This window comes from Aeromonas sp. 604282 (assembly GCF_049170575.1).
GTDB lineage: Bacteria > Pseudomonadota > Gammaproteobacteria > Enterobacterales > Aeromonadaceae > Aeromonas > Aeromonas veronii_A.
This window is the reverse complement of record NZ_JAAKMV010000004.1, coordinates 256,916-269,074: the sequence shown is the minus strand read 5'-3', so window position 1 is coordinate 269,074 and position 12,159 is coordinate 256,916. Positions and strand designations below refer to the sequence as shown.

Here is a 12,159-nt window from a genome sequence, read left to right as displayed (position 1 = left end):
TGTTTTTTATTGTGTTACTGCTAGCCGTGAGCGTAGATGACACTTCCCCCTTTTATGGTATCTATGATGGCCCTGGCCTGCTCCTTTGGCAGGGCTGGGCAGCCCCAGCTGCGGCCCAGTCTGTCATGTTTACGCAGATGGTTTGGGCTGGCATAGGCGGCGCCGTGTACTACGATTGCGCGTTTGCGGGCATTGCAATTTTTGCCTGGTGACAAGCCATCAAGTCGAAGTGAATAGCCATGTTTGCCTAGATAGGTCTCTGCTGTGCGGTATACTCCGAGAGAGCTTTGCCGGGAGTTGAGCTGATTGGAGAAGCGTTCCGCGGCCAGTTCGCCGGAGTTTCGGCCATGACTGACCCAGGTGTGATAAAGCAGTTTGTGGCGTTTCATGTCGATGACGAACAGCCTGCGTTGAGTCGAAGGCTTGCTGTAATCAATGATGGTCAGGATGGTTTTTTGCTTGCTGCGTACGCTTTGATAGCTGACAAGGGCTTTTTGAAAGGTTTGTCTGTCGAGTTTACCGGCAAGCCCAAGCTGCTGGTAGAGATGGCGCTCACTACTGGCGGCGCTATTCCCGCTCCAGCCAATGCTCACCAGCAACAGTAACACTGACCATAGTGGCCTCCACCGTTTTCCGAGTAACTCTGTCATCCTTGATCCCCTCTTTGCGCATCCTTGCCTGTCAAACGGGCTGAAATTACAGCTATCCGCTCGATAGTTATATGCAAGACCATGAAAACGCGCAATAAAAAAACGGCCGCAGAGCGGCCGGAAGAAAATAAAATAGTAGACATAGATATTACAGGGTATAACTGACTTCCAATCACTTGGAAGCTGTAGTGCAGAGCAACAGCAGCAACAGTGTTATCGCTGTTATTGCTCAGATAGTTGGTGGCATAGCCACCAACTGAATCGAGCTGGTTCAGTTTTCAATCCGAGCTTAAGCCGAATCATACAGCGGTAGATACGTACTCGGCGTAACCAGCATCGATATTCTTCTAGTTCCCACTTTCTGGTATGACCGATAGTTGTTCCGACATTTTTGGTGGAAACTTTTTCATTACTATATCAAAGAACAGAGGCACGAAAAAAATAGCTAGAATAGTTGCTGTGATCATGCCACCGATGACACCTGTACCAATAGCATGGCGACTGTTGGCTCCAGCACCTGAACTGATTGCTAATGGCAAAACACCCAGCAAGAAAGCCAAAGATGTCATGAGAATTGGCCGTAGACGCTGTCGAGCAGCTTCAATAACTGCTGATTGTAAATTAGCACCTTGTGCATAAAGGTCTTTTGCAAACTCAACTATTAAGATTGCGTTCTTAGCTGACAGGCCAATTGTCGTTAATAGACCAACTTGAAAATAGACATCATTTTCAAGCCCGCGCATATATGTTGCAACTAATGCACCAATCACGCCTAATGGTACTACTAATATAACAGAAGTAGGAATTGTCCAACTTTCATAAAGTGCTGCAAGGCACAGAAAAACAAAGAGTATGGAAATAGCATAAAGATACGGTGCTTGTGATCCCGACTTTTGCTCTTCCAGGGACAATCCTGTCCAAGAGACGGTAATACCATTGGGCAATTTTTCGGCTATTTCTTCAACGGCCTTCATGGCGTCACCGGTACTATAGCCAGGGGCTGCCTCACCAACGATTTCGACTGCAGAGTAGCCATCATAACGTTCTAACCTCGGCGATGCCACCTTCCAACGGGTGGACGCAAAGGAAGAGAAAGGCACCATATCTCCTTTACTGTTACGAATATACCATAGGTTAAGATCATCGGGAGTCATTCGATAATTTGGCTCCGCTTGCATAATTACTTGTTTTTGGCGGCCACGGTCAATGAAATCATCGATATAACTACTACCCCAACCTGTTGATAGAGTTTCATTAATATCATCAATACTGACACCTTGTGCGATTGCTTTTTCATAATCAATATCGATAATAAACTGAGGGCTATCTTTCATCCCATTAGCTCTTACATTTGCTAGTCGAGGATCCTTGTTGGCATTATCCAGAAATGTTTTTTCTAGATTCATTAGTTCATTGTGCCCCAGATTTGCACGATCTTGCAAAAAGAAGTCAAAACCAGAAGATGTTCCCAAGCCACGAATAGCTGGTTGATTGAAAGCCATTACATTGGCTTCCTTTATTGAGGAGAAATATTTGTTGGCTCGTTTTATTATGCTGTCAACCTGATCGTCTTCATTTTTACGAAGGTCCCATGGTTGTAGTTTTATAAATGCCATTCCCATATTCTGCCCGCGACCAGAGAAGTTAAATCCATGTACAGCCAGCATCATCTGTACATTATTTTTTTCTTCGCTGGAAAAGTAATGGTTTACTTTTTCCAAGGTAGCCTGAGTCTGTTTTAGATTGGCTCCATCAGGAAGCTGAATCGATACAAAAAATGAACCCTGGTCTTCCGTAGGCAAGAACGATGATGGTAGTACCTTAAATAAACCAAGCATTACGCATAGCAGTAAAACATAGATGAGAGTAAACGTTCCTCCTCTTTTAAGTATTTGTACCAGGCCAGTTTCGTAGTTGATTGTCATTCTCTCAAAATATATGTTGAAAGTCTCAAAAAATTTATTTCTTGTCGAGCTGTTATGTGTCGTTTTTAATAAGGTTGCACAGAGGGCTGGCGTAAAAACCATAGATGTAATTACAGATAGCCCCATGGCTGCAACGATAGTAAGTGAAAATTGACGATATATAACACCAGTTGAACCACCAAAGAAAGCCATAGGAATAAAGACAGCGCTTAATACTAGTGAGATACCAACTAGTGCACCTGTGATTTGATCCATGGATTTGCGAGTCGCCTCAATAGGAGAAAGTGACTCCTCCGTCATTAAACGCTCGACATTTTCTACGACGACAATTGCATCATCGACCAGCAAACCGATAGCCAGTACTAATCCAAACATGCTAAGGGTGTTAATACTGAACCCCATAACCGACATAATCCCGAATGTACCTAATAGTACTACTGGAACTGTGAGGGTTGGAATCAAGGTTGCACGAAAATTTTGCAAAAACAGATACATGATAAAAAACACAAGGATGACAGCTTCAAATAGTGTTTCTACAACCTCTTCAATTGATAACTTTACAAATGGCGTCGTGTCGTTAGGATACTCCAATTTATAATCCATTGGGAATTGTTGAGACAATTCATCCAGTTTTTCACGTACCAGCTTTGATGTAAGCATCTCGTTCGCACCAGATGCCAGTTTTATACCTACTGCTGCCGTAGCTTGGCCGTTTAATAATGAAGATGTGTCAAAAGATTCGCTATTTAATTCTACTCTTGCAATATCTTTCAATTTTACATTTTTACCATCAGTTTTTGCCAAAACTACAATGTTCTCAAATTGCTCGCTGGTATTCAAACGACCGCGACCAACAATCGTTGCACTGAAGTCTTGAGCTGATGTGGCTGGTGCTCCACCGAGCTGACCAAAGGATACTTGAGAATTTTGGGATTTAATAGCTTTTTTAATATCAGCAACAGATAAGTTAAGCTGTGCCAATTTATTAGGATCAAGCCAGATACGCATGGCATATTGGCTACCGAATACTTGTAGCTCTCCAACACCGTTGACCCGGCCTAGTGGTTCATAAATATTATTTAATAAGTAGTCTGAAAGGTCTGCCCGGCTGACTTTTGGATTGCTGGAGGTAATTGATGCAATCATTAAAAAAGAGTCGGATGTTTTTTTAACCATGACACCCTGTTGTCTTACTGCATCAGGTAAATGAGCCTCAACAGTTTTTAACTGATTTTGTACCTGCACCTGAGCAATATCAGGATCGGTTCCTGGTTCAAAGGTTAGTTGAGTGACACCATTACCATTCGAATCACTCGTTGACTTTATATACATCAGATTATCGATACCAAGCATTTTCCGCTCAATATTCTGAGTTACTGTATTCTCTACAGTTTCAGCTGACGCACCGGGGTAACTTGTAGTAATTCGAACTACTGGGGGGGCGATATCAGGGTATTGCTCTATAGGCATAAAGATAATGGATAATATGCCTGAGAGCATTATTATTATGGCTAAAACCCAAGCAAAAATAGGGCGATCTATAAAAAAACGAGCCATGTGATAGATACTCCGGCCTTAGTTATAAAGGTATGGTTTTACTAAATCACCAGGATTGATTTTTTGAATCCCTTCAACAATAACTTTATCAATGCTTGACAAACCAGATGTAACAGTCCAATTAGAACCAGTCATTTTACCTAGCGACACATTTTTTATTGCAACATGATTATCTTTGGTTAGTGTCATTACAAATGCTTCTCCGCGAGGAGCCCTCTGTATTGCTTTCTGGGGTATTAAAAAGCTGTCCTTTAATGAACCCTCTTTTATTGAAGCTTTGACAAACATGCCCGGTAGTAATTTGTGTTCCGGATTCGGCACTGTTACACGAACCAATACCATACCTGTATCTTGGTCAACACTAATGTCAGAAAATTTTATACTGCCAAGATGAGGGTAATCGGTATCATTCATTAATGATATTTTTACATTATTTCCTGTTGAGCTAAGGTTAGTGATTTTTCCTTTGCTTACGGCGTTTTCTAGATTGATGAGGTCAGTAGATGACTGATTCACGTTAATATAGACATGATCAAGTTGTTGTATAGATGCAAGCGCTGCCGTTTGGTTGGCGGTGACCAGCGCGCCCTCAGTGATATTCGAGCGACCGATTTTTCCGCTGATAGGGGCTCGTACATTTGTATAACCAAGATTTATTTCAGCTTCATCTAGTGCTGCTTTAGCAGCCATGACGGCAGCTTTTGCCTGTTGCCAAGCTGAGTGATTCTTATCATAATCTTGTTTACTTATAAGATGTTTGCTTAAAATATATTTAAATCGTTCATCTTGCAGTCTCAGCATCTCTTCATTAGCCTGTTCTTTTGCTAATTCAGCTTTGAGTTTTTTGACTGTTGCCTCATATGGTGTTGGATCAATCTGATACAGTATTTGTCCTTTTTTTATATCAGCACCTTCTTCAAAGAAACGCTTTAAAATTATTCCATCAACTCTGGGCCTTACTTCAGAGACACGCTCTGCTTCAACTCTACCAACTAAACTTGTAATGACAGGGATGTTTTCATTAACTAAGTTAATATAACTAACCTCAGTAGGTAAGGTACTTATAGATGGCGTGTTAGTATTTCTATTGCATCCACTGAGTAGTGCTGAGCAGCTAAAAATAACAAAGGATAACAATAGAGTATGTTTTCTATACATGCATTTATTACCTGGCTGATAAAAATATGGGTGGCAAGAAGATATAACCTTATGACTGTAAGTGAACAGCAGAAATCATCCTTGGCGATATTTAATACTTGATAGATATATTCTGTATTAATTTACAAAATCAAGTATGCTCATTAATTATTAAAGTGTAACCAAGATATGTGTTATGAATGTGTTTATCTGTAGCAAATTGTGTCAGCAATTAATTGATGATTGTTTTTAAAGACAAAAAGAAAAAGCAAAAAAAAATGCCGGATGACCGGCATTTTTTATTTTAATGCTATCTGTAATTAGAAGTTATATTCCATGGAGATAGCTACGATATCATCTGTCGGCTGACCATATTTGCTATAGCCACTCATGGAACCATCATCCAGCAGATTCATTTTATAATCTACAAAGGTAGTGAAATTCTCGGTGAAGTAATATCTTACGGACAGGTCAACATATTCGTTAAGGCGGCCGCTAATATTGTTAGAGGTGTCTTTTACATCTTCTCTAATGTAAGCTGCGATGGGTTCAAAGTCGCCAGCACGATATTTTGCTACGGCTTCATAACCATTGCTCTCTGCAGCAAAACCATTGTTTACGATAGACTGATATTCACCATGAGAGTAGTTGACTGCCATGTAGAAACCGCTATTGGTATAGCTAATTGCGCCACCAACAAGTTTGGCATCATGGTCGCCACCAAACGATGAATAGTTTCTTTGATCGTTAGTTTTCTTGGCTTGGTTATAAGCAACACCCAAACCGAGACCATTATCAAAGTTGTAAGTAGCTGATGTGGCGAAACCGTTACCAGTCCCCATCAAATGATTACCAGAATTGGTAAAACGGTCATTATTTTGAGCTTTACCTTCACCGGTAAACTGAGCACCCAAGGAGAGGCCATCGTATGTATAGATGTACTGAAGCAGACCGTTGCTACGTCCAGTACCAAATAGATCGTTTACTTTACCAAGGCCATCACCACCAAATTCTGGCATGATATCAGTGGTGTTCTTTACTGCTTTATCGAACAAACCATCTTGACGACCATAGACTAACGTTCCGAAAGTATCATGCTTCATACCTGCATAGGCATAACGCAGTTCATCGTTGTCAGAGCCAGAGGTTGGCAAGTTATACTCAGCGAAACCAAAAGCATTTAGCTCATTATTGATAGCCGTTTCACCGTTAACATGCAGGCGAAAATAGCTTGAATCACCACGGAGATCTTTGTTACCGGAGGCATAATATTCACCGTTTACTCGGCCACCAATATCCAGCTTAGTACCATTTTGATTAATAACAGTGGCTGCTTGAGCGCCGCTGGCCAGTACTAAGCTGGTGATGGCCATAGTCAGTGCAGATTTTTTCATATCCATGTTTCCTCTGATGTAAACACTTCCGAACCTGTGATCGGCTCTATGGAAATCGGAAAGGGTCCGATAACCACACGGTAGGCGCCTGAACCTTGACTGGGCCTGAATCTGTCGCCGTTTAATTGAGCGGGGAAGGGGGCTGGAAATATCAGAAAAGACATTTTTGAAGTAGGTGAAAAGCAATTAAATTCAATGTGTTATTATCATTTTAATTTTTATGTATTTCGACATTCCTCATCAACCAAGCCGATAAAGCAAGTTGTGAGCTGTGTCACAGCTGATAGTGCCAACGCTTTTCTGGATAGCAGACGGCACACAACCTGTAGCACTTTGTGAACCTGGTTGTCTGCTATCTTGCATGAGCATGTATTGCGCCATAATGCTCAGGTTCTCCATCCGTTTTTTGCTGACAAATAGTTAGATTGGAGATCCGGAGTGCTGATGAGTTCACTAACATGACCTGCTCGTGCCACTCTTGAGCTGGTTGAAAGGGCGGTTGAAGTGGTGAGAATGGTGGTTGCCTATGTGATATGCCCAGCGCTGATGCTGTAGGTAGTCTGGCTTGCGATACCCAGTTTTGGATACAGCACGTATACCCACCTAGTACTCCGCAGATTGCTTAAGGTACTTGCTGTCAAGGAGCTAGCAGGTCCATCCCGTGTTTCCTGCACGTAACCATATAAGAATGGGCTAGTTTACCCTGACAGCCATAACGCGTCGGCGTCTGCCAGCATATCAACTCACCAGTTTTGCTCTATCCGATAAAGGGCAGTTTAAAAATCGGTGAGTCTCACTCCTCGTCCCATCGGTGCTCCATGTATAAGGTCAGCCATATTCAGGCTGTAATACTGGAAACATTGCACGTTATCTGATGAACAATACCTTGTTTATATCTGCTGCAACAGTGAGGAATTGCGCCAAAATAAGCCAACGCCAGGGGTGCGTGACAGCGCTTCAGTTTGTTACACCTCCCTGTGTACCCGCACTGATGACGACGCTATCCTGGAAACCCAGCCCCTTTGAGTGTCTTGCCAGGTAGTCAACTTGCTTTTTGCCACAGGGTCAGCAGCAGATCCTGTTCCAGTTCATCCGGACCCTGTTGAGCGAAAGCGTGACGCTGCTCACCGGTTGCCCGCCAGCCGAGACGGCTGGTCTCCAGAATAAAGCTGCGCATGGCCTGATCCATGGTGAAGCTGAACTGGCAGCGCTGTTGAGTCATCAAATTGAGGCCGTCGAGGGTTGGCCAGCTGAGGGGGTGTTCCATACTCACCGGATTGAGGCTGACCCGCAGTTGCCACTGATGACGCGGGCCAGGCTGCAGATAGAGCAGATAGCCGCCGGGGGCCAGCCAGCTGACCAGTTGTTCGGTCTTGACCTTGAGATCGTTGACCAGCAACACCTGAACCGAGCCTGGTTGCAGCGGCGCACGGGCGGGATCGGCAATGACAAATTGACCGTCCGGCTGCGCTTTTTTTGCAGCAAAGATGGTGTTTTTGGCGATATCAATCCCGGCAAACTGCCAGCCGGGCAGGCGCTCTGCCAGAGCACGGCAGTAGTAGCCTTCACCGCACCCGAGATGGATCAACTCTTGCGGGGCCAGCGGAGAGAGCAGGGAGGCCATTGCTTCAACCAGCGGCAGTTGGTGTCCGGCTTCCAGGAAATGGTGCTTGGCGCGCATCAGGGCGCGGCTGTCGCTGTCTTTGGGGTTTTTCTTGCCGGGAATGAGATCCAGATAACCTTCCGGTGCCGGATCGAAGTGATGTTTGTTGCCGCAATAGCGCCCCTGGGAGGCTTCATGAAGATGGAGCGGGCTGCGGCAACGGGGACATTGAAGGTGCATAGTAACTCTCTGGGCGAATGCCGGAACAGTGAAAGGCGTTCGGGATTATAGGGGAGAGGATCGAAAAAGGCTGCCGTAGCAGCCTTTTTTATCCCAAGGCCTCAGCCAGGCCTGCGGACGGGTCATCAGCGAGTGCCAAATACCACAATGGTCTTGCCGTGAGCAGAGATGAGCTCCTGCTCTTCCAGCATCTTCAGGATGCGGCCCACGGTTTCACGGGAGCAGCCGACGATCTGGCCGATCTCCTGACGGGTGATCTTGATCTGCATGCCATCCGGGTGGGTCATGGCATCCGGCTGTTTGGCCAGGTTGAGCAGGGTCTGGGCGATCCGGCCAGTCACATCCAGGAAGGCGAGGTTACCCACTTTCTGGCTGGTGTGTTGCAGGCGCTTGGCCATCTGGCCAGAGAGACGCATCAGAATGTCCGGGTTGACCTGGATCAGCTGGCGGAACTTCTTGTAGGAGATCTCTGCCACTTCGCAAGAGCCTTTGGCGCGAACCCAGGCGGAGCGCTCGGGATTCTCGTTCTCCTCGAACATCCCCATCTCGCCCAGGAAATCGCCCTGGTTCAGATAGGAGAGGATCATCTCTTTGCCCTCATCGTCCTTGATCAAGACGGCCACAGTGCCCTTGACGATGTAGTAGAGGGTCTCCGCTTTTTCACCCGCATGGATCAGGGTGCTCTTGGCGGGATACTTATGAATGTGGCAGTGCGACAAGAACCATTCCAGGGTGGGATCGCTTTGCGGTTTGCCAATGACCATGAGAATTCCTCTGTAGTGTCTTTTTATGGACTTGTGCGTCCGGGCAAGCTGCCAATCTTGCCATTCCTTGTATTGGTCGCAGTAGGATAAGAGCCTTTGCCTGTGCTGACAAGGCTTTGCGGGCTTTTGACAGAGCCCTTTGAGTAATGCCTGCTGCGCCGCTTCGGCCATTCTAGGGAAGATAGAGGTCGGAGATGTTGATTTTGATCTATTTCCATCCCAACTCCCCCTGTTCGGCAGAGATAAGCGACTGGGTTATGCTAGGGATCCATCATCATGATTAACAGGAGAGAGTGCGAGATGAAAGCCAAGGTCAGCTGGGTGGAAGGGATGAAGTTTGTGGGTGAGAGTGAATCCGGTCACAAGGTGATCCTGGATGGTGCCAACCCCGGTGAGGGGGCCAGCCCGATGGAGATGATCCTGCTGGCGGTCGGTGGCTGCAGCTCCATTGATGTGGTCTCCATCCTCGAAAAAGCGCGCCAGTCGGTGAGCGCATGTCATGTTGATGTCAGTGGCGAACGGGTCGATAGCGTGCCCCGGGTTTTCGAGAAGATTAATCTGCACTTCGTGGTGACAGGCAAGGGATTGGCAGAGAAACAGGTGGCCAGAGCGGTCGATCTGTCGATGGAAAAATACTGTTCTGTTTCCCTGATGTTGGAAAAAGCGGTACAAATTACCCATAGTTATCAAATTGTTGAAGCTTGATAACGATAGTTTCGTTGGTACCCTGGCATAAGGCCGTTACGTAAGGCCACTGCACAAGGCCATGACATAAAGCCATTACATAAGGAAAGTGCAATGAAAAAATTGATCGCTCTGCTTCCCCTTTTGGGCCTGGCGGCGTGCAGCAGCCCGCAACCTACCCAGTATCAATACAGCCAATACCAGTGTGGCGAAGAGATGCTGGCCGTTACCTATGATGCCCAGGCTGATATGGTGCAGTTCCCCTATGCCGGTGTTTACCACAAGCTGGCGCGTGTGGAGTCAGAGTCTGGCGCCAAATATTCTGACGGCCTGACCACCTTCTGGAATCAGGAAAAACAAGCTCTCCTTACCCAGAAAGGGGTGACGCTGCTGACCTGTACGCTGAAGTAATCCCGGTGTGTTCCCGCAAGAAGAGCGGCTTGTCATTCGACAAGCCGCTCTTCTTATTAAAAGCATCAACAAAAATGATGAGGACGTCAGTGGGTTGGTACTGGTGCCAGCAGTTTGGCCGCGAGCTGTTGGCTGAGAGCCTGGCGCTGGTTATCGGCAATGGCGACATCGCTGGCCAGCGAGATGGCGCTACTCCAGACGGCTTTCTGGGTTTTGCGGTCGAGTAGCACGATGGCCAGGGTGCCCTTGCGCTGATCCGGTGTGGCCTGCACCCCGGGCGTCATGCCAAGGCGGGAAAAAATCTGTCCATCGCTGATATCCTTGTTACCCGCTACACCGATAGCGACCCAGAGATCCGCTTCATCAAGAGGAACGCTCTGCCACCCCTTGCCATTGAGTTCTTTACTGACCGCATTCTGGATGGGTTCCAGCCATCCTTCGGCCTGATCGCCGGCAAACTGATATTGTTCAGCCAGTGCGTAGCGCGGAGTGGCGCCGAAGGTCCAGTCACCGAGCGAGCGAGCCACCATGGTTCCGGGCTCAAACGTTGGTGCTGACGGCCCGCTACTGCAGCCACCCAGCAGGGCAAGTAGCACCACAGAGAGAGAGGCAAAGCGCATCATAAGCTCCTTTGTATCAGGTGATTTTGCCCGTTTCGAGCAGTTGCTGGATCAGTGGCTTGAGGATCAGCTCCATGGCAAACCCCATCTTGCCGCCCGGCACGACGATGGTATTGATCCGCGACATGAATGATCCATCGATCATTGACAACAGGTAGGGAAAATCAACCTGTTTTATGCCACGAAACCGGATCACCAGCATACTCTCGTCCAGACTCGGGATCACCTTGGCGCTGAAGGGGTTGGAGGTATCCACCGTCGGTACTCGCTGAAAGTTTATATGGGTACGGGAGAACTGCGGGGTAATGAAGTTGATGTAATCATCCATGGAACGGACGATGGAGTCGGTCACTGCCTCACGGGAGTGGCCACGCTCCGAGGTATCGCGAATGAGCTTCTGGATCCATTCCAGGTTGACGATGGGTACCACGCCGATGAGAAAGTCAACGTGGCGGGCCACATTGTGATCCTCGGTGACCACACCGCCGTGTAACCCTTCGTAGAACAACAGGTCGGTATCGTTCGGCAAATGCTGCCAGGGGGTAAAGGTGCCGGGCATCTGGTTGAAGGGGACCGCCTCGTCAAAGCTGTGCAGATAGCGGCGATATTGACCGGTGCCATCCTGGCCATAGCCCTGGAAGAAGCTCTCCAGCAAGCCGAAGTCATTGGCCTCGGGGCCAAAATAGCTGATGTGGCGTCCCTGCTCGCGCGCCTTGCGGATTGCCACGTCCATCTCGGGGCGGGTATAGCGGTGAAAACTGTCACCTTCTACCACGGCCGCCTGATAACCCAGCTGGTGGAACATAGATCTAAAGGCAATGGTGGAGGTAGACGTACCGGCACCGGACGACCCGGTGACGGCGATAATGGGATGCTTGGCCGACATAGAATGCTCTCTTCCTTGGGAGTTTCGTTATACGGGCGTGAACCCGAGATGGTCAAGACGGCTCGTTGAAACGATCACGCGGCACAATATTGACCGATTCATGCAACTCGCTATAGACGATCACGGCGATGCCTTGCTGTAATTGAGTCCTTACCATAGCGACCTTAGCCTCAAGCGGCACATCATGCTCGCCATATTCGGTGCCTTCCTGCAGCACAAAGTGCTCGATCAGGTTGGTCAGGGTATCGGCATCCAATGCTTGCCAGGGGATTATCATGAAGGGATCTC

11 protein-coding genes are annotated in these 12,159 nt (G+C 47.1%); 2 read left to right on the top strand and 9 right to left on the bottom strand.

What is annotated here, in order from left to right; genetic code table 11:
- Positions 1-20: 20 nt before the first annotated feature.
- From G5367_RS07835 to crp, 6 genes are all read right to left on the bottom strand, one after another.
- Complete coding sequence (locus G5367_RS07835) at positions 21-650, bottom strand: murein L,D-transpeptidase catalytic domain family protein (RefSeq protein WP_337072495.1); 630 nt, start codon at positions 648-650, stop codon at positions 21-23.
- Between the two features lie 347 nt (positions 651-997).
- Positions 998-4,132, bottom strand: a complete 3,135-nt coding sequence (locus G5367_RS07830; RefSeq protein WP_421244996.1) for an efflux RND transporter permease subunit — start codon at positions 4,130-4,132, stop codon at positions 998-1,000.
- Between the two features lie 18 nt (positions 4,133-4,150).
- Positions 4,151-5,290: an efflux RND transporter periplasmic adaptor subunit gene (locus G5367_RS07825; RefSeq protein ID WP_421294092.1), complete on the bottom strand. Its 1,140-nt coding sequence runs from the start codon at positions 5,288-5,290 to the stop codon at positions 4,151-4,153.
- A gap of 299 nt (positions 5,291-5,589) precedes the next feature.
- Positions 5,590-6,663, bottom strand: a complete 1,074-nt coding sequence (locus G5367_RS07820; protein ID WP_216980222.1) for a porin — start codon at positions 6,661-6,663, stop codon at positions 5,590-5,592.
- 1,042 nt (positions 6,664-7,705) lie between these two features.
- A complete protein-coding gene (locus tag G5367_RS07815; protein ID WP_421244997.1) occupies positions 7,706-8,506 on the bottom strand; it encodes a putative RNA methyltransferase in 801 nt (266 codons plus the stop codon).
- A 125-nt stretch (positions 8,507-8,631) separates the two neighbouring features.
- Entirely contained in the window at positions 8,632-9,270 is a 639-nt protein-coding gene (gene crp, locus G5367_RS07810; protein WP_005335304.1) for a cAMP-activated global transcriptional regulator CRP, read from the bottom strand.
- A 300-nt stretch (positions 9,271-9,570) separates the two neighbouring features.
- Here crp and G5367_RS07805 point away from each other — a divergent pair, with 300 nt between their 5' ends.
- Together G5367_RS07805 and G5367_RS07800 are read left to right on the top strand one after the other, a co-directional pair.
- The gene (locus tag G5367_RS07805; RefSeq protein WP_421245008.1) at positions 9,571-9,975 is read left to right on the top strand and encodes an OsmC family protein; all 405 of its coding nucleotides are present in this window, start codon (positions 9,571-9,573) and stop codon (positions 9,973-9,975) included.
- A gap of 93 nt (positions 9,976-10,068) precedes the next feature.
- Positions 10,069-10,365, top strand: coding sequence for an MliC family protein (locus G5367_RS07800; RefSeq protein WP_005348285.1), 297 nt, complete (start codon positions 10,069-10,071; stop codon positions 10,363-10,365).
- Between the two features lie 86 nt (positions 10,366-10,451).
- On the opposite strand, the gene G5367_RS07795 is transcribed toward G5367_RS07800, so the two are convergent.
- From G5367_RS07795 to G5367_RS07785, 3 genes are read right to left on the bottom strand one after another with little or no spacing between them, the layout of a single operon-like run.
- Positions 10,452-10,985 (bottom strand): DUF4136 domain-containing protein, encoded by a 534-nt coding sequence (locus G5367_RS07795; protein ID WP_005348282.1) that lies wholly within the window; start codon positions 10,983-10,985, stop codon positions 10,452-10,454.
- A 16-nt stretch (positions 10,986-11,001) separates the two neighbouring features.
- On the bottom strand, positions 11,002-11,871 hold the full coding sequence (locus G5367_RS07790) for a phosphoribulokinase (protein ID WP_421213090.1): 870 nt from the start codon (positions 11,869-11,871) through the stop codon (positions 11,002-11,004).
- A gap of 52 nt (positions 11,872-11,923) precedes the next feature.
- Complete coding sequence (locus G5367_RS07785; protein ID WP_005348275.1) at positions 11,924-12,148, bottom strand: YheU family protein; 225 nt, start codon at positions 12,146-12,148, stop codon at positions 11,924-11,926.
- Between the last annotated feature and the right edge of the window lie 11 nt (positions 12,149-12,159).